Annotated in this window: 19 protein-coding genes; 8 read left to right on the plus strand and 11 right to left on the minus strand. The window is 64.7% G+C overall.

Annotated elements, in window-relative coordinates; all coding sequences use genetic code 11:
* Positions 1 to 18 precede the first annotated feature (18 nt).
* The 9 genes from IVB48_RS13385 to IVB48_RS13425 form a co-directional block, all read right to left on the minus strand.
* Entirely contained in the window at positions 19 to 408 is a 390-nt protein-coding gene (locus IVB48_RS13385; protein WP_007611990.1) for a DUF4189 domain-containing protein, read from the minus strand.
* Between the two features lie 162 nt (positions 409 to 570).
* The gene (locus tag IVB48_RS13390; RefSeq protein ID WP_247400333.1) at positions 571 to 2175 is read right to left on the minus strand and encodes a molybdopterin-binding/glycosyltransferase family 2 protein; all 1605 of its coding nucleotides are present in this window, start codon (positions 2173 to 2175) and stop codon (positions 571 to 573) included.
* Positions 2172 to 2873 carry an XdhC family protein gene (locus IVB48_RS13395; protein ID WP_247400334.1) on the minus strand — a complete coding sequence of 234 codons (702 nt, stop codon included), beginning with the start codon at positions 2871 to 2873 and terminating at the stop codon, positions 2172 to 2174. The genes IVB48_RS13390 and IVB48_RS13395 overlap by 4 nt, the downstream gene beginning before the upstream one ends.
* A 2-nt stretch (positions 2874 to 2875) precedes the next feature.
* The gene (locus tag IVB48_RS13400) at positions 2876 to 3199 is read right to left on the minus strand and encodes an XdhC family protein (protein WP_007602422.1); all 324 of its coding nucleotides are present in this window, start codon (positions 3197 to 3199) and stop codon (positions 2876 to 2878) included.
* 9 nt (positions 3200 to 3208) lie between these two features.
* Positions 3209 to 4411 (minus strand): VWA domain-containing protein, encoded by a 1203-nt coding sequence (locus IVB48_RS13405; RefSeq protein WP_247400335.1) that lies wholly within the window; start codon positions 4409 to 4411, stop codon positions 3209 to 3211.
* A gap of 128 nt (positions 4412 to 4539) precedes the next feature.
* Entirely contained in the window at positions 4540 to 5475 is a 936-nt protein-coding gene (locus IVB48_RS13410) for a MoxR family ATPase (RefSeq protein ID WP_247287225.1), read from the minus strand.
* 62 nt (positions 5476 to 5537) lie between these two features.
* Entirely contained in the window at positions 5538 to 6344 is an 807-nt protein-coding gene (locus tag IVB48_RS13415; protein ID WP_027567711.1) for a xanthine dehydrogenase family protein subunit M, read from the minus strand.
* A gap of 33 nt (positions 6345 to 6377) precedes the next feature.
* Positions 6378 to 6863 carry a (2Fe-2S)-binding protein gene (locus IVB48_RS13420; protein ID WP_007602418.1) on the minus strand — a complete coding sequence of 162 codons (486 nt, stop codon included), beginning with the start codon at positions 6861 to 6863 and terminating at the stop codon, positions 6378 to 6380.
* Between the two features lie 135 nt (positions 6864 to 6998).
* Positions 6999 to 7445, minus strand: coding sequence for a carbon monoxide dehydrogenase subunit G (locus IVB48_RS13425; RefSeq protein WP_018455582.1), 447 nt, complete (start codon positions 7443 to 7445; stop codon positions 6999 to 7001).
* Between the two features lie 181 nt (positions 7446 to 7626).
* Between IVB48_RS13425 and IVB48_RS13430 the strand changes: the two genes are divergently transcribed.
* From IVB48_RS13430 to IVB48_RS13440, 3 genes are all read left to right on the plus strand, one after another.
* A complete protein-coding gene (locus IVB48_RS13430) occupies positions 7627 to 8982 on the plus strand; it encodes a 3-carboxy-cis,cis-muconate cycloisomerase (RefSeq protein ID WP_247400336.1) in 1356 nt (451 codons plus the stop codon).
* Positions 8983 to 9018: 36 nt separating this feature from the next.
* Positions 9019 to 9801, plus strand: coding sequence for a 3-oxoadipate enol-lactonase (pcaD, locus tag IVB48_RS13435; protein ID WP_247400337.1), 783 nt, complete (start codon positions 9019 to 9021; stop codon positions 9799 to 9801).
* Positions 9802 to 9886: 85 nt separating this feature from the next.
* Complete coding sequence (locus IVB48_RS13440) at positions 9887 to 10279, plus strand: carboxymuconolactone decarboxylase family protein (RefSeq protein WP_027567707.1); 393 nt, start codon at positions 9887 to 9889, stop codon at positions 10277 to 10279.
* Here IVB48_RS13440 and IVB48_RS13445 read toward each other — a convergent pair.
* Entirely contained in the window at positions 10241 to 10777 is a 537-nt protein-coding gene (locus IVB48_RS13445) for a hypothetical protein (RefSeq protein ID WP_027567706.1), read from the minus strand. The two genes, IVB48_RS13440 and IVB48_RS13445, sit on opposite strands and share 39 nt — an antisense overlap.
* A 343-nt stretch (positions 10778 to 11120) precedes the next feature.
* Between IVB48_RS13445 and IVB48_RS13450 the strand changes: the two genes are divergently transcribed.
* From IVB48_RS13450 to IVB48_RS13470, 5 genes are all read left to right on the plus strand, one after another.
* Positions 11121 to 12038 carry a branched-chain amino acid ABC transporter permease gene (locus IVB48_RS13450; protein WP_007602412.1) on the plus strand — a complete coding sequence of 306 codons (918 nt, stop codon included), beginning with the start codon at positions 11121 to 11123 and terminating at the stop codon, positions 12036 to 12038.
* Positions 12039 to 12049: 11 nt separating this feature from the next.
* Positions 12050 to 13369 carry a high-affinity branched-chain amino acid ABC transporter permease LivM gene (gene livM, locus IVB48_RS13455; protein WP_027567705.1) on the plus strand — a complete coding sequence of 440 codons (1320 nt, stop codon included), beginning with the start codon at positions 12050 to 12052 and terminating at the stop codon, positions 13367 to 13369.
* On the plus strand, positions 13366 to 14199 hold the full coding sequence (locus IVB48_RS13460) for an ATP-binding cassette domain-containing protein (RefSeq protein ID WP_247400338.1): 834 nt from the start codon (positions 13366 to 13368) through the stop codon (positions 14197 to 14199). Before livM ends, IVB48_RS13460 begins: the two co-directional genes overlap by 4 nt.
* Entirely contained in the window at positions 14196 to 14936 is a 741-nt protein-coding gene (locus IVB48_RS13465) for an ABC transporter ATP-binding protein (RefSeq protein WP_247400339.1), read from the plus strand. The genes IVB48_RS13460 and IVB48_RS13465 overlap by 4 nt, the downstream gene beginning before the upstream one ends.
* A gap of 159 nt (positions 14937 to 15095) precedes the next feature.
* Positions 15096 to 16214, plus strand: coding sequence for a branched-chain amino acid ABC transporter substrate-binding protein (locus IVB48_RS13470; protein WP_007602405.1), 1119 nt, complete (start codon positions 15096 to 15098; stop codon positions 16212 to 16214).
* 83 nt (positions 16215 to 16297) lie between these two features.
* On the opposite strand, the gene IVB48_RS13475 is transcribed toward IVB48_RS13470, so the two are convergent.
* Entirely contained in the window at positions 16298 to 16684 is a 387-nt protein-coding gene (locus tag IVB48_RS13475; protein WP_247287234.1) for a response regulator, read from the minus strand.
* Between the last annotated feature and the right edge of the window lie 128 nt (positions 16685 to 16812).

Below are 16812 nucleotides of genomic sequence, written 5' to 3' on the forward strand. Positions count from 1 at the left end.
GAATGACGGCAACAGGAATCAACCCTTTGCGTCGCAGGCCCAGGCGCGGATCACGCATTCCTTGCCGCCGTATTTGTAACATTCGCGCGTCGCGGCATTGAGCGTGGCCGAGATCTTCGGCTTGACGGCATAGCCATAGGCGCCGCAGGGATTGGACAGATCGACCGACATCGCGGCGCAAGCGCGCTTCATCGTCACGGTCGTGCAATCGCCCTTGCACTGCTTCTGCGCCGCCGCACGCGCTTCGTGCTCGGCGCCATAATCAAAGGCCTGACCATAGGCGCCGCACTTGCCGACCGCAAATGCACCGGCGGCGTGCGCATCCGTGATATGGCGAGCGCCCGCGACGCAAACGGACAGCGCAAAGAAAAACATCGCGCAACGGCGCGCGACGACGTTCGAAGCCATGGAAAAACCCCTCCCCCCAAGGCAGGTGGAGAGGACTGTAAGCGCCGGTCGTTTCCAGATGGTGAACGGGGCGTTGAAATTGAGGTGTGCCACCAATTTCAGATCCCAGTCTGGGGAAGGGTGGGCATGGCGCTACGCGCCTTTGCCCACCCTACCGCAGCGTCACCCGCGTCTTGCCGCTTCCAACGCCTGCGGCGTGTCGATGTCGAGGAAGGCGCTCTCGCCGTCGACCGGCACTTCGGCGACCGCCTCGGTGTGCTTGGCGATCAGATGGCGCGCGCCGACATCGCCGTCGAGCGTCATCAACTCCGTGAAGAAGCGGCGCGACCACAGCACGGGGTTGCCGCGCCGGCCTTCGCTGACGGGCACGACGATGAGATTGCCGCGGTCCGGTGCGAACGCGTCGATGAGACGGTCGATCAGGCCGGCATCGATCAGCGGCATGTCGCCGAGGCAGACCACAGCGCCGTCGCAAGCTTCTGGAACGGCCGCGATGCCGGCCTTGACCGAGCTTGCGATGCCGCCGGCAAAATCCGGATTTTTGACGAAACGCACCTTCAGGCCTTGCAAGGCTTGCTCGATCAGCTCGGTCTGATGGCCGGTGACGACGATGACCTCCGATGCTTTCGAGGCCAGCGCCTGCTCGGTCGCAATCCGCACCAGCTTCTTGCCGTCGAGCTCGGCCAGTAGCTTGTTCGGCCCACCCATCCGGGTCGAACGGCCCGCCGCGAGTACGATGACCGCGACGCGGTTGTTGCCCTCGATCTCCGGTTTTGCACGCGGCTGCGGACGCGTGACGATCTCCATCAGGAGGCCGCCGACGCCCATGCCCATCAGCTCGGACCGCGTCACCTTGATGCCGGCCAGCAGCCGCATCAGCACCCAGTCGAAGCCGTTCTCGACCGGGGAGCGCGCGCAGCCGGGCGCACCCAGCACAGGAACGGCGCCGGCCCGGGCAATCAGCAAAAGATTGCCGGGATCGACCGGCATGCCGAAATGCTCGATCTCGCCGCCGATGGCGGTCACGGCCGCAGGGATCACGTCGCGGCGATCGGCGATCGCGGATGCCCCGAACACGATCACGAGCTCGGCGCCAAGTTCCAGCAGTTCGTTGATCGCAGCCGACAGCGCCTGCTCCTCATGGGGGACCCGCCGCTCGGCGATGATGCCAGCGCCGGCTGGCGCAAGCCGCTCGGCGGTGACGCGCAACGTCTTGTCGATCACCTTGGAGGACAGGCCGGGCAACAGCGTCGAGACCACGCCGACACGCTTGATGACGTAAGGCGCGATCTTCAGAACGTCGCGACCCGCGGCCTTCACCGCGGCATCACGCAAGTTTCCTTCGACGCCGAACGGAATGATCTTGACGGTGCCGACCATCTCGCCCTCGACCACCGGCTTGAAGGCGGAGAGCGTGGCAAAGGTAATGGCCTCGTCGATATTGTTGATGCGGTCCACTGCGGCGCGATCGATCACCAGCACGCCCGGGCGCGCGGCGAACAGATTGGCGCGACCGGTAAAGGCACGCTCGACATGAATGCCATCGCCACCGACGGCAAGAGCGATGCTGGCGGCAGCGATATCCTCGGAGACATCGCCCGCCTCCATCCGCACCACCACAATGTCCTTGATGCCGGCGCGCTCCAGCGCCTCGACCTCGGCAGGGCCGATCGTCGTGCCCTTCTTCAGCACCAGCGGTCCCTGGCGCAGGGTGTGGACGGTCACCCCGCCGATCGCATCCCTGGGACTCGCCGGGCCGAACTTCATGCGGCTTCTTCTTTTTCTTTGGGCGGCAGGCGAAGCACCGCCGTGATCTCGGCCATGATCGACACCGCGATCTCGGACGGCGAGACCGCGCCGATCGCAAGCCCGATGGGCGCATGGATGCGCGCGATGTCGCTGTCCTTGGCGCCCTCCGCCCGCAGCCGGTCGCCGCGCTTGGCGTGCGTCTTCCGCGAGCCGAGTGCGCCGATATAGAAGCAGTTGCGCTCGAAGGCGTGCAGCAGCGCGGGATCGTCGATCTTTGGATCGTGCGTCACCGCGACGAAAGCGGTGTAGGCATCGACGTTGAGTGGCGGCAGCGCCGTGTCAGGCCATTCCGCGACCAAGGGAACGTCGGGGAAGCGCTCGGGGCTCGCAAAGGCCGTGCGCGGATCAACCACGGTGACGTCGTAGCCGAGCGAGCGCGCCAGCGGCGCCAGCGCCTGACTGATATGGACAGCGCCGACGATGACGAGCTTTGCGGTCGGCGCATAGACGTTGAGGAAGAGCTTCTTGCCGCCGGCCTCCACACTGGCGCTCTTGCCCATGCGGAGCTGCTTGTCCAGCTCGGCGCGGAAAGGATCCTTACTGAAGTCCTCGGCCTTCACCAGGCGCTGCTCACCACTCTCGGTGTCCGTCACCAGAATCACCGGGCGGCGCGCGGCGCGCTCGGCATTGAGTTCGTGCAGGATTGCGAGCTTCACGGCTAGCCGACCTTCTCGACGAAGACGCGGATGGTGCCGCCGCAGGACAGCCCGACATTCCAGGCAGTCTCGTCGGCAACGCCAAACTCCAGCATCCTGGGCTTGCCGCTCTGGATCACATCCATGGCCTCGGTGACCACGGCGCCCTCGACGCAACCGCCGGAAACGGACCCCAGGAACGTGCCCTCGTCATTGATGACGAGGCTCGAGCCCGCCGGGCGCGGTGCCGAGCCCCAGGTCTCCACCACGGTGGCGAGCGCGACGCCACGGCCGGCCTTCTGCCAGTCCTCCGCCGCCTTCAGAATATCCTCGTCGCGATCGAGCATGGCTTCCTCTCAGGCTGCGGAGCGGATCAAGCTGCGGTGATGCGGCGGCAGCGGCCGGGAGAGCGTGGTGATCAGCTCCTGGATCGAGCTCAAATTATGTACCGGACGGAATTCGTCAACGTGCGGCAGCATCATTTTGATGCCCTGGGCCTTGGCCTCGAAGCCGCCAAACCGCAGCAGCGGGTTGAGCCAGATCAGCCGCCGGCAGGAACGGTGCAGCCGGTCCATCTCGAAGGCGAGCTTGGAATCGGCCTCCCGCTCCAGGCCGTCGGAGATCAGCAGCACGATGGCGCCCTGGCTCAGCACGCGCCGCGCCCACAATTTGTTGAAATTGTGCAGGGAGGCCGAGATTCGCGTGCCGCCGGCCCAGTCCTCGACCGAGGCCGAGCAGCTCGCCAGCGCCTCGTCGGGGTCGCGCTGGCGCAGCGCCCGGGTCACGTTGGTGAGGCGAGTGCCGAACAGGAACACCGAGACACGTTTTCGCGCGTCCCCTATGGCATGCAGGAAATGCAGGAACAGGCGGGTGTACTCGCTCATCGAACCCGAGATGTCGAGCAGCGCAACGATCGGCGCCGGTTTCTCGATCCGCCCGAGGCGATGGATGTCGATGATGTCGCCGCCCGTGCGTAACGAGGCGCGCAGCGTTCGGCGGAGATCGAGGCGCAGGCCCCGGGGATCGGGCCGGTGCCGGCGCGTCAGAAGCTCGGCCTGCGGCAACCGCATCCGCTCGACGGCGCGGAGCGCTTCGGTGATCTCGGCCGCGCTCATCTGCGCAAAATCCTTTTTCTGAAGGATTTCCTTGTCCGAGACCGACAGGCGCAAATCCTGCTCCTGGTGCTGCGGCGTCTCCGTCATGCGCGGCTGCGACATCGCCTCCTGCACACGGCGCGAGCCGGCCTGCGGCTTCTTCTTGGCCTGCTCCGGCAACGGCACCGAATCCAGCATGTGCTTCCACTCTTCCGACGCGCGGAAGAACAGGTTGAAGGCCTGTTTGAAGATCAGCGCATGCTCGTGGCGCTTGACGAAGATCGCCTCCAACGTGGTGAAGACGTCGGCGCGGTTGCCGATGTCGATCACCTGGAGCGCGCTCATGGCATCGATGACCGCACCCGGCCCGACCGGCATGCCCGCCAAACGCAGCGCGCGGGCAAAGCCGACGATGTTGTCGGCGAACTGCTCGGTCTGCTCAGGCGCAAGGTGGTTGATGGCCATGGTTCATCACTCTCAGCCGTCATTCCGGGGCGCGCCCTCATGGGCGCGAGCCGGGAATCCATTCAATCTACTCACTCTGCGGCCCAATGGATTTCGGGTTCGCGCTTCGCGCGCCCCGGAATGACAAGCTAGTCGCTCGTCGCGTCCTTCAGTACCTTCTGCAAGGTGTCGCCCTGCATCCGCGTGATGTCGTCCTGGTATTTGAGCAGCGCGCCCAGCGTGTCGCCGACCACTTGCGGGGTCAGCGAGCGGGCGTCGAGCTCCGACAGCGCGGTGGCCCAATCGATGGTCTCGGCGACGCCCGGCGACTTGTAGAAATCCTGATTGCGCAGTGCCTGGACGAAGCGCACGACCTGCTGCGACAATTTTGCGGAGATGCCGGGCACGCGCGACTTGACGATCGCGAGCTCGCGGTCGGCGTCGGGATAATCGACCCAGTGGTAGAGACAACGCCGCTTCAGCGCGTCGTGGATCTCGCGGGTGCGGTTGGAGGTGATGATGACGATCGGCGGGCTCGGCGCCTTCACGGTGCCGAATTCGGGGATCGTCACCTGGAAGTCGCTGAGGATTTCGAGCAGATACGCCTCGAACGCCTCGTCGGCGCGGTCGAGCTCGTCGATCAGCAGCACCGGCGGCCCGGCGACGTCAGGCTCCAGCGCCTGGAGCAGCGGTCGCTTGATCATGTAGCGATCGGCGAAAATGTCGGACGACAATTGATCGCGATCGGTATCTCCGGCGGCCTCGGCCATCCGGATCGCGATCATCTGCGCGGCGCTATTCCACTCGTAGACCGCCGAGGAGACGTCGAGGCCTTCGTAACACTGCAGGCGGATCAGCTTCCGCCCCAGTGCCGCCGACAGCACTTTTGCGATCTCGGTCTTGCCGACGCCGGCCTCACCTTCGAGAAACAGCGGCCGGCCCATGCGCAGCGACAGATAGGTCACCGTCGCCAGCGATCGCTCGGCGAGATAGCCGCGCGACGTCAGGAGTTCGAGCATCGAATCGACCGATGCCGGCAATACAACTGAAGTATTGGCACCGGACGTATTGGCCGCTGAGGTCATGAAAAAGCCAGTCTCGCTACGCCCTCACCGGGGACAAGTTTGGGCCGAGGCGTGAGGATCACTCACTCCTTGGCGTTGGCGGCGTCGAGGGCACGCCGCGTCAGCACACCGATGAGGTGCGCGCGGTATTCGGCACTGCCATGGATGTCGCTGTTGAGGCCGTCCGCCGGCACCTCGATGCCGTCAAGCGCTTTCGCGGCGAAGCGCTTCTTCAGGGCTTCCTCGAACGCGGTGACACGGAATACGCCTTCGGAGCCGGCGCCGGTGACCGCGACCCGCACGTCGGAGGGACGCCGCGCCACGAACACGCCGACCAGCGCGTAACGCGAGGCCTGGTTGCGGAATTTGATATAGGCCGCCTTCTTCGGCAGCGGGAACATCACCTTGGTGATGATCTCGTCGGCTTCGAGCGCCGTCGTGAACAGGCCCTGGAAAAACTCTTCCGCCTTAAGGCGGCGCTTGTTCGTGACGATGGTGGCGCCGAGCGCGAGCACTGCAGCCGGATAGTCCGCCGTCGGGTCGTTGTTGGCGAGTGAGCCGCCGATCGTGCCCTTGTGGCGCACGGCGGGATCGCCGATCTGGCTGGCAAGATTCGCGAGCGCCGGGATCGCCTCGCCGACGATGGCCGAGCTTGCGACCTCGGCATGCCTGGCGGTGGCGCCGATCACAAGCGCGCGGCCCTTCATCTCGATCGTGTTGAGCCCATCGATATGGGAGAGGTCGACCAGATGCGGCGGGCTGGCGAGGCGCTGCTTCATGACGGGAATCAGCGTATGGCCGCCGGCGATCACCTTGGCGTCTTCGTTCTTGACCAGGATGTTGGCGGCCTGCCGAACGGTCCCGGGGCGATGATATTTGAAGTCGTACATCTGAATGTCCTGATCGCAGAGTGCGCGCGAGGTTTACGCGAGATCGGATTTCGCCATCGCCTTGGCGCCGGCGGAGATCGAGGTGACGATGTTCTGGTAGCCGGTGCACCGGCAGAGATTGCCTTCCAGCTCCTCGCGGATGGTGTGGTCGTCGAGCTCGTTGCCCTTCCGATGGACGATGTCGATCGCGGTCATGATCATGCCGGGCGTGCAGAAGCCGCACTGCAGGCCATGGTGTTCGCGGAAGGCCTCCTGCATCGGATGCAGCGGCGCGCCGTCGGCGGCCAACCCCTCGATCGTCTTGACCTCGTGGCCGTCGGCCATCACGGCGAGCGTGGTGCAGGACTTCACGGCCTTGCCGTCCAGATGCACGACGCAGGCGCCGCACTGCGAGGTGTCGCAGCCGACATGGGTGCCGGTGAGCCGCAGATTCTCGCGCAGGAACTGCACCAGCAGGGTGCGGGGATCGACATTGGCCGTAACAGGATTGCCGTTCACGATGAGGGAGATTTTTGCCATAAGCACTCTCTATCAGCGCCCCGACGGGTCCCGTCGAAGCGGTTCTTATAATTATTCCAACCCATCATATGGGCCATTATGCCCCGGGGCAACATCACCGGGAATGCAAGGCGCCATGCCGAAAGACGATAGCGTTCAGCCCTGTACCGCCTTGGCGAAGTTCGCGAAAAATTCGTCGGCCAGTTTCTTGGCGGCGCCGTTGATCAGGCGCTGCCCGAGCTGCGCCAACTTGCCGCCGATCTGTGCCTCGACCTCGTAAGACAAAAGGGTGCCGCCGTCCTTCTCCGCAAGCTTGACCACGGCGCCACCCTTGGCGAAGCCGGCCACCCCGCCCTCGCCTTCGCCGGAGATCTTGTAGCCGTTCGGCGGGTCGAGATCGGACAGCGTGACCTTGCCCTTGAAGCGCGCCGACACCGGACCGACCTTCATTTTCGCCGTCGCACGAAAGCCGCCATCGTCGGTCTTCTCCAGCTCCTCGCAGCCGGGGATGCAGGCCTTCAGCACCTCGGCATCGTTAAGCTTGGCCCACACGGCCTCGCGCGGCGCCGCAAGCTGGACTTCGCCGTTCATCGTCATGGCCATTGGGTGCCTCCCGGGATACCGAACTTGGATCGTGCAACTTTACTGCTCAAGTACCGCACGGAGGCGGCAAAAGAAAGGGTGGCCTCCGGTCACGGGCAATGCATATTCGCAACTGCAAAAAGCTTGCGCCGCCGGTTTGGGATTGGCACAGGCGGGCCATGGTGGTTAGGTCCCGCGTAATATGAGCACATCCCTCTCCCCCCTGCTCGCGCCGATGCTGTCGAGCGTGGCCATGCGCGCGGTCTGCGACGACCGGTCGACCCTCCAGAACATGCTCGATTTCGAGGCAGCCCTGGCCCGAGCCGAGGCCGCCACCGGTGTGATTCCCGCGTCCGCGGTGGGCCCGATCGAAGCCGCATGCAAGGCCGATACCTTTGACATGGCTGCGCTGGCCGAGGCCGCGACGCGATCCGGCAATCTCGCGATCCCCCTGGTCAAGACGCTGACCGCCAATGTCGGCAGGGCCGACGCAGAGGCCGCCCGCTACGTGCATTGGGGCGCGACCAGCCAGGACGTCATCGACACCGCGACCATGCTCACGCTTCGCGCCGGCATCGATGCGTTGGACGCCGATCTCAGCCGCGCCATCAAGGGCTTTGCCGCACTGGCGCGCAATCATCGCAACACGGCGATGGTGGCGCGGACCTGGCTCCAGCACGCGCTGCCGATGCCGTTCGGCCTGAAGGCTGCCGAATACGCCGCAAGCCTCGCCCGCGCCCGCTGCCGCTTGAGGCGGCTCTCCCGCGAGGGCCTCGCACTGCAATTCGGCGGCGCGGCCGGCACGCTTGCAGCACTCGGCGACAAGGGGCTTGTGGTCTCCGAACGGCTGGCGCGGGAGCTGAACCTGCTGCTGCCCGAAGCGCCCTGGCACACCCATCGCGACCGCATCGCGGAAGCCGCATCGAGCTTTGCGATTCTCGCCGGCAGCTGCGGCAAGATCGCGCGCGACGTCTCGCTGCTGATGCAGACCGATGTCGGCGAAGCGTTCGAGCCTGCCGGCGAAGGCCGCGGCGGCTCCTCGACCATGCCGCACAAGCGCAACCCGGTCGCGGCCGCAAGTGCGCTGGGCTGCGCGACCATGGCGCCTCAGCTCGCAGCGACGATTTTTGCCGCACAGGTGCAGGACCACGAACGCAGCGCCGGTCCCTGGCACGCGGAATGGCCGACGCTGCCGCAATTAATGCTGGTCACCTCCGGCGCGCTTGCCGCCATCGTCGACATCGCCGAGGGTCTCGATGTCGATGCCGCGCGCATGCGCAGCAATCTCGATGCGACGCACGGGCTGATCATGGCGGAAGCGGTCACCTTTGCGCTGGCCGACAAGATCGGCAAGAGCGATGCGCATCATCTGATCGAGGCCGCGAGCAAGCGCACGGTCGCCGAGAAGAAGCATCTGCGCGAGGTGCTCGCAGCCGATTCGCAGGTCACTGCGTATCTTTCGCAGGAAAAAATTGCGGCGTTGTTCGAGCCGATGGCCTATCAAGGCGCTTCCCAAGCCCTGATCGACCGTCTGCTCGACAGCCTCGAACGCGAATAGAGCAGCCTTGAGCGGACATAAAACGGAGACGCCAGCATGCCCATGATCGATGCCGACGGTTGCCTGATCAACGTCTCCGTCGAGGGCCGCGACGGCGGGCCGACGCTGATGCTGTCGAACTCGCTCGGCTGCACGCTGCAGATGTGGGAGCCGCAGATGAAGGCGCTGACGCAGATATTCCGCGTCATCCGCTACGACCGCCGCGGCCACGGCAAGTCCAACGTTCCGCCCGGCCCCTACACGATGGAGCGCTTCGGCCGCGACGTGCTCGCGATCCTCGACGACCTCAATATCGAGAAAGTGCACTGGTGCGGCCTGTCGATGGGCGGCATGGTCGGGCAATGGCTGGGCGCGAACGCGCCGGAGCGCTTCGGCAAGCTCATCCTCGCCAACACCTCCTGCTACTATGCCGAGCCGACCAAATGGCTCGAGCGCATCGATGCCGTGAAGAAGGGCGGCATCGCCGCCGTCGCCGATGCCGTTATTGCCGGCTGGCTCACCCAGGATTTTCGCGAGCGCGCACCCGACATCAGCGCCAGGATGAAGACGATGCTGCTGGCCTCGCCGGTCGAAGGCTATCTCGCCTGCTGCGAAGCGCTGTCGACGCTCGACCAGCGCGCGCTGCTGCCGAAGATCAAAAGCCCGACGCTGGTGATCGCCGGCCGCCACGACATGGCGACGCCGGTTTCGGCGGGTGAATTGATCCGCTCAAACATTCCCGGCGCAAGCATGACCATCATCGACGCCGCCCATATTTCCAATGTCGAGCAGCCGCACGCGTTCACCGACGCGGTGGTGGGCTTTTTGACGCAACGTTAGTCGCAACCGTCATTGCGAGCGCAGCGAAGCAATCCAGAAATCCCTCCGCGGTGACAGACTGGCAATGACGAAGGAGGAGAACAGCATGGACGACCAGAAACGCCGCGATGCCGGCATGAACGTGCGCCGAAAAGTGCTGGGCAATGCCTGGGTCGACAAGTCGATCGCGGGTCGCAATGCATTCAACACCGATTTCCAGGACATGATCACGCGCTACGCCTGGGGCGAGATCTGGACGCGGCCGCATTTCGACGAGCGCACGCGGCGGGTGCTGGTGATCGGCACCATGGTTGCGCTCGGCCAATGGGACGAATTCCGCCTGCATGTGCGCGCAGCCCTCGCCGAGGGCGGATTCACGCCCGACGACATCAAGGAAATCCTGCTGCAGCAGGCGATTTATTGCGGCGTGCCGGCGGCGAACCACGCCGTCAAGGAAGCCTCAGCGATTGTGCAGGAGCTCGGCCTGCTCAAGACCTAGCGGCGGGGTGGCCTCGACGGTCCTCTGAACGATCTTGGGCGCCGCCGCGGGCCGTTCGATCACCACCACGATGGCGGCACCGAGCAAGAGTAGGAGCTCGGTGGCATGCAGCCGCAGCGCGGCCATCTCGCCGACCTTCGAGGCCATGATCATGCTCGCAAACGAGATCAGGCTGCCGATCGCAAGCGCAATGCCGAGCGCTTCGTCGCTGCCGCCGTTCTTGCGGATGCGGGGGATGCAGAGCAGCGCAAGGTAGATCGCAAAGAACGCCACCACCGTCAGTCGCCCCAGTGCCAGCAGCCAGGCGGCGCGCACCGTGTCCATCCCCGCCATCTGGAGATGATCGCTGAGGAAAAGCGCCACTGCGACGCTCGGCCGCTCATAGAGGCCGTGCACCGGCGCCACCATGATGTTGAAGGCAACGAGGGTCCAGGCCGGGATGAAATAGGCCGCCAGAAGTGCGCCGTTGACCGAACCGATCCGCCAGTTTCCGAACATGCCGCTTCCCGCTTCGTTTGGCCCGCGCCTTCGATGGAAGGCTTTGCCGGGAGCTAACTCGCATCAGACTGTGGCGGCAATTTAAACCCTTTGTTTACCTTAACTGCCTCCCGCCAGGCATCCAATTAGGTGCCGGCGGCGCCGGTTCCGGCCATTGCGGGGAACCGGAGCGCCCAAATGATCTCTGTAAAAGCCTTGATGCGGAGGCAGGGCCGGTTGCAGCCGCCAGTTCCCTCCTGTTACAAAACGAGAATGCTTAAGGGCTGCCGGGGCCCGAGAAGAAACCAGCACTCTCTCTCGAAGAGCTCCCTTTGAGCCGCGTCAGATTTGGGTACGGCAGCCTATGGATTATTTCGCCCAGCAGCTCATCAACGGCCTCGTGCTCGGCTCGATCTACGGGCTGATCGCGATCGGCTACACGATGGTCTACGGCATCGTCGGCATGATCAACTTCGCCCATGGCGATGTCTTCATGATCGGCGGCTTCATCGCGCTGATCACCTTCCTTCTCCTGGTCTCGACCGGCCTGACTGCGGTCCCGGTGATCCTTTTGATCGTGATCCTGGTCTCGATGGCGGTCACCGCCCTGTATGGCTGGACCATCGAGCGCATCGCCTACCGTCCGCTGCGCCACTCCTTCCGCCTGGCGCCGATGCTGTCGGCGATCGGCATGTCGTTCGTGCTGACCAACTATTCGCAGGTGGCGCAAGGCGCACGGGTGAAGCCAGTGCCGCCAGTGATCACCGGCGGATATACGCTGCACGAGAGCGCCGATGGCTTCGTCATCCAGCTCTCCAACATCCAGATCGTGGTGGTCATCACCACCATCGTGCTGCTGGCGATCTTCACCTGGCTGGTGTCGCGCACACGGCTCGGGCGCGACATGCGCGCCTGCGAGCAGGACCAGACCATGGCGGCGCTGCTGGGCGTCAACGTCGACCGCACCATCTCCATGACCTTCGTGATCGGCGCTGCGCTCGCCGCGGTGGCCGGCCTGATGTACCTGCTCTATTACGGCCTGGTCGATTTCTTCATGGGCTTCGTCGCCGGCATCAAGGCGTTCACCGCGGCCGTACTCGGCGGCATCGGCTCGCTGCCCGGCGCCATGCTCGGGGGGCTCGCGATCGGGCTGATCGAGACGTTCTGGTCGGCCTATTTCTCGGTCGAGTACAAGGACGTCGCCGCGTTCTCGATCCTGATCGTCGTGCTGATCTTCATGCCGACCGGCCTGCTCGGCCGCCCCGAAGTCGAAAAAGTCTGACGGTCGCGCGCGTGAAAACTCCCTCGAGCAATACGGCCAAAGCTGCATCGGGCATCCCCGCTCTCCTGAAGACCGCCTGCGTCAACGCACTGATCGCGCTGGTGCTGTTCTCGCTGATGGTCGGCGTCCGCACCGAAGCCGGTTCCGACGGCCAGCTCACCTATTGGACGCGCTTCGGCGAGGTCGCCTCCCTCGTCGCCGCGGTATTCGGCGGCTCGATCGTGCTCGAGCTGCTCAAGCAATGGATCGGTCCGACCGGCGCCGAGAAGCTGGTGCCGCCCGCGGTGCAGAGCGGAATGTCGTTCCTCGGCCGCTATCTCGCACCGGCGCTCCTGATCTTCACGCTGCTGGTGCCCGTGATCTTCTATGACCAGCGGTACATCCTCGACCTCGCAATCCTCGTGCTCACCTATGTCATGCTGGGCTGGGGATTGAACGTCGTGGTTGGCCTCGCCGGCCTGCTCGATCTCGGCTACGTCGCCTTCTATGCGGTGGGCGCCTATTCCTACGCGCTGCTTGCGACCAATTTCGGCTGGTCATTCTGGATCTGCCTGCCGCTAGCGGGCGTCCTCGCCGCATTCTGGGGCGTGCTGCTCGGCTTTCCCGTGCTGCGCCTGCGCGGCGACTACCTCGCGATCGTGACGCTCGCCTTCGGCGAGATCATCCGCCTCGTCATCATCAATTGGCAGGATCTGACTGGCGGTCCCAACGGCGTCTCCAGCATTCCCCGCCCCTCCTTCTTCGGCATCCCGCTCGACAACAGCGACAACGGGCTCGCCGCCAGGCTCGGCATCGAATATTCGCCGACCCACCGCATCGTCTTCCTGTTCTACCTGATCCTGGCGCTCGCGCTGCTCACCAACTGGGTGACGATCCGGCTGCGCCGCCTGCCGATCGGCCGCGCCTGGGAAGCTTTGCGCGAGGATGAAGTCGCCTGCCGCGCGCTCGGCATCAACACCACGACGACCAAGCTCACGGCATTCGCGACCGGTGCGATGTTCGGCGGCTTTGCCGGCGCGTTCTTCGCGACCCGCCAAGGCTTCATCAGCCCGGAATCCTTCACCTTCCAGGAATCGGCGCTGGTGCTCGCCATCGTCGTGCTCGGCGGCATGGGCTCGCAGCTTGGGGTTGCGCTCTCCGCGCTCGCCATGATCGGCGGTTTCGAGCTGTTCCGCAGCCTCGAGAGCTATCGCATGCTGGTGTTCGGCATGGCCATGGTGCTGATCATGATCTGGCGGCCGCGCGGCCTGATCGGCCATCGCGCGCCGACCGTGTATCTGACCAAGGCCCACGCGATCTCATCCGACCTCGTCAAGGAGGGACACGGATGAGCCGCGACCAAATTCTCGAGGTCGACCGGCTCACCATGCGCTTCGGCGGCATCGTCGCGGTGCAGGACTTGTCGTTTGCTGCCGAGCGGAACAAGATCACCGCGCTGATCGGACCCAACGGCGCCGGTAAGACGACGGTGTTCAACTGCATCACCGGGTTCTACAAGCCGAGCGGCGGCGCCATCCGCCTCAGCCATGACGACGGCAAGGTGATCGCGCTGGAGCGGCTGAACGATTTCCGCATCGCCAAGCAGGCCAAGGTCGCCCGCACCTTCCAGAACATCCGCCTGTTTCCCGGCATGACCGCGCTGGAAAACCTGATGGTGGCGCAGCACAACGCGCTGATGCGTGCCTCCGGCTTCACCTTGCTCGGGCTCATTGGCGCGCCTGTCTACCGCGAGGCCGAGAAGCGCGCGATCGATCTCGCCACCGATTGGCTCAAGCGGGTCAATTTGCTCGATCGCGCCGACGATGCCGCCGGTAATTTTGCCTATGGCGACCAGCGACGGCTCGAGATCGCACGTGCGATGTGCACCGAGCCCGCGCTCTTGTGCCTGGACGAACCCGCAGCCGGCCTCAACGCGCGCGAGAGTGCCGCCCTGAGCGAGCTGCTGCTGTCGATCCGCAACGAGCTCGGCACCTCGATCCTGCTGATCGAGCACGACATGTCTGTGGTGATGGAGATCTCCGACCACATCGTTGTGATGGACCACGGTGTGAAGATCTCTGAAGGCTCCCCGCGCGAGGTTCGCGACGACCCAAAGGTGATCGCCGCCTATCTCGGCACCGATGAGGAAGAGGCGGCGGCCGTGATGGAGGGCGGGTCGTGACGTCGCCCACTGCCTTGCTCGCGATCCACGGCCTTCGCGCCGCCTACGGCAAGATCGAGGCGCTGAAGGGCGTCGACCTCGAAATCACTGCCGGCGAGATCGTGGCGCTGATCGGCGCCAACGGTGCCGGCAAGTCGACGCTGATGATGACGATCTTCGGCCAGCCGCGCGCCCGCGCCGGCCAGATCCTGTACGAAGGCCGTGACATCACCGAAGTGCCCACCCACGAGATCGCGCATTTGCGCATCGCGCAATCGCCGGAAGGCCGCCGCATCTTCCCGCGCATGAGCGTGGCGGAAAATCTCCAGATGGGGGCGGACGCCACCGAGTGCACTGACGCCGAACGCGAGGCGACGCTACAACGCGTGTTCACGCTGTTCCCGCGGCTGAAGGAACGCTACGCCCAGCGTGGCGGAACCCTGTCCGGCGGCGAGCAGCAGATGCTGGCCATCGGCCGCGCCTTGATGAGCCGTCCTCGCCTGCTCCTGCTCGACGAGCCCTCGCTCGGTCTGGCGCCGCTGATCGCGCGCCAGATTTTCGATGCGATCCGCACTCTGAACCGGCAAGACGGCCTCACCGTGCTGATCGTCGAGCAAAACGCCAACCATGCGCTCAAGCTCGCCCATCGCGGCTATGTCATGGTCAATGGCCTGATCACGCTGGCCGGGACCGGCGCCGAGTTGTTGCAGCGCCCCGAGATTCGCGCCGCCTACCTGGAAGGCGGCCGGCACGGTTGAGGCCGCCCAGGGCGAACCCGCGCTGCCGAATGTGGCGAGATATCTCTGCCCATGCCCGTATTTTGCCGGTGACTTCTCCTCGAATTCATTCAAGAATAGCGCCGGTTTGAACCGGGCATGCCCGGTAACTCCCACAGGCGACCACCCTCGAGGTATCTCATGAAATCACTGAAGCTCATCGGTCTGGCATTCGGCGCGTCGATCGCGCTGTCGAGCGCTGCATTCGCGCAGGATGTCACCGTCGCAGTCGCAGGTCCTATGACCGGCGGCGAGTCCGCTTTCGGCCGCCAGATGAAGAACGGCGCCGAGATGGCCGTAGCCGACATCAACGCCGCCGGCGGCCTCAACGGCAAGAAGCTGGCGCTGTCCGTCGAGGACGACGCCTGCGACCCGAAGCAGGCGCGCTCGATCGCCGAGAAGATCGCCGGCGCGAAGATCCCCTTCGTGGCCGGGCATTATTGCTCGTCGTCGTCGATCCCGGCTTCGGAAGCCTATGCCGACGGCAACGTGCTCCAGATTACTCCCGCCTCCACCAATCCGAAGTTCACCGATAGCGGACTGTGGAACGTGGCGCGCGTCTGCGGCCGTGACGACCAGCAGGGCCTGGTCGCCGCCCAGTACATCGCCAAGAACTACAAGGGCAAGAATATCGCCATCCTCAACGACAAGACCACCTACGGCAAGGGTCTTGCGGACGAGACCAAGAAGGCGCTCAACAAGGCCGGCGTCACCGAGAAGATGTACGAGTCCTACAACAAGGGCGACAAGGACTTCAACGCGATCGTCTCGCGGCTGAAGCGCGACAACATCGATCTCGTCTATGTCGGGGGCTACCATCAGGAGAGCGGCCTGATCCTGCGCCAGATGCGCGACCAGGGCCTCAAGACCGTGCTGATGGCCGGCGACGCGCTCGCCGATAAGGAATATGCCTCCATCACCGGCCCTGCCGGCGAAGGCACGCTGTTCACCTTCGGCCCCGATCCGCGCAATAAGCCGACCGCGAAGAAGATCGTCGAGGCCTTCAAGGCCAAGAACATCGACCCCGAGGGCTACACGCTCTACACCTACGCGGCGATGCAGGTCTGGTCGCAGGCGGCCAAGAAGGCCGGCACCACCGATGCCAAGAAGGTCATGGCGGCCATCAAGGCCGGCAAGTGGGACACCGTGATCGGGCCGATCGAGTATGACGCCAAGGGCGACATCAAGCAGCTCGACTACGTCGTCTACAAATGGGACGCCAAGGGCGGCTACGCCGCGATCAGCGGCAACGGCACCTAAGCACGCTTGCCGGGGGCCTGAACGCCTCATTCAATCATCATAGCGCCCCGGCTTGCCCCGGGGCGTTTCTTCCTGCGTCAGGATCAGACGGCTGCAGGCAGCGCGCCGTCCGCCGCGGCTTGGGCGTTCCTTAGTGCTTGAAGAAGATCGTTCGGCCGAAACGGCTTTTGCAGGCAGACCACGTTGGCGAGGTGGGGCGATTGTTCCATGAAGTCCAGTGCCGTCATCCCCGACACCGCAACGACCGGGAGACTCGGTGCAAGCTCGCGCAGCGTCGTGATGACCTCGACGCCGCTGGTATCGCCAAGGAAAATGTCCACGATTGCCGCGTCGAAGCAGGTCTCGGTGAAGGCTTTCACCCCGGCTGCGCCGCTATCGGCCTCAACGACGTCGTAACGGTTGACGCGCAGCACGATCGCGACCATCGCACGGACGTCCTTCTGGTCGTCGATGATGAGAACGCGGGGCATAGGGAACAACTCCCGGATCCTGAATTCAAAATGCCTGATTCAAACCTGGAACCCGTAGCAGCGGGAGAGCATTATGGCACCGTCCAGTAAAGCGCGTCTTACCCGATCCCCCGTGCGCGTTCCCCATA

This window comes from Bradyrhizobium sp. 76 (assembly GCF_023073025.1).
In the GTDB taxonomy this organism is placed as follows: domain Bacteria; phylum Pseudomonadota; class Alphaproteobacteria; order Rhizobiales; family Xanthobacteraceae; genus Bradyrhizobium.

Bases quoted from the DNA above. Each gene is read 5' to 3' on its own strand.
- IVB48_RS13385 (WP_007611990.1), bottom strand. From the start codon at position 408: ATGGCTTCGAACGTCGTCGCGCGCCGTTGCGCGATGTTTTTCTTTGCG.
- IVB48_RS13390 (WP_247400333.1), bottom strand. From the start codon at position 2,175: ATGAAGTTCGGCCCGGCGAGTCCCAGGGATGCGATCGGCGGGGTGACC.
- IVB48_RS13400 (WP_007602422.1), bottom strand. From the start codon at position 3,199: ATGCTCGATCGCGACGAGGATATTCTGAAGGCGGCGGAGGACTGGCAG.
- IVB48_RS13405 (WP_247400335.1), bottom strand. From the start codon at position 4,411: ATGGCCATCAACCACCTTGCGCCTGAGCAGACCGAGCAGTTCGCCGAC.
- IVB48_RS13410 (WP_247287225.1), bottom strand. From the start codon at position 5,475: ATGACCTCAGCGGCCAATACGTCCGGTGCCAATACTTCAGTTGTATTG.
- IVB48_RS13415 (WP_027567711.1), bottom strand. From the start codon at position 6,344: ATGTACGACTTCAAATATCATCGCCCCGGGACCGTTCGGCAGGCCGCC.
- IVB48_RS13420 (WP_007602418.1), bottom strand. From the start codon at position 6,863: ATGGCAAAAATCTCCCTCATCGTGAACGGCAATCCTGTTACGGCCAAT.
- IVB48_RS13425 (WP_018455582.1), bottom strand. From the start codon at position 7,445: ATGGCCATGACGATGAACGGCGAAGTCCAGCTTGCGGCGCCGCGCGAG.
- IVB48_RS13430 (WP_247400336.1), top strand. From the start codon at position 7,627: ATGAGCACATCCCTCTCCCCCCTGCTCGCGCCGATGCTGTCGAGCGTG.
- pcaD (WP_247400337.1), top strand. From the start codon at position 9,019: ATGCCCATGATCGATGCCGACGGTTGCCTGATCAACGTCTCCGTCGAG.
- IVB48_RS13440 (WP_027567707.1), top strand. From the start codon at position 9,887: ATGGACGACCAGAAACGCCGCGATGCCGGCATGAACGTGCGCCGAAAA.
- IVB48_RS13445 (WP_027567706.1), bottom strand. From the start codon at position 10,777: ATGTTCGGAAACTGGCGGATCGGTTCGGTCAACGGCGCACTTCTGGCG.
- IVB48_RS13450 (WP_007602412.1), top strand. From the start codon at position 11,121: ATGGATTATTTCGCCCAGCAGCTCATCAACGGCCTCGTGCTCGGCTCG.
- IVB48_RS13460 (WP_247400338.1), top strand. From the start codon at position 13,366: ATGAGCCGCGACCAAATTCTCGAGGTCGACCGGCTCACCATGCGCTTC.
- IVB48_RS13470 (WP_007602405.1), top strand. From the start codon at position 15,096: ATGAAATCACTGAAGCTCATCGGTCTGGCATTCGGCGCGTCGATCGCG.
- IVB48_RS13475 (WP_247287234.1), bottom strand. From the start codon at position 16,684: ATGCCCCGCGTTCTCATCATCGACGACCAGAAGGACGTCCGTGCGATG.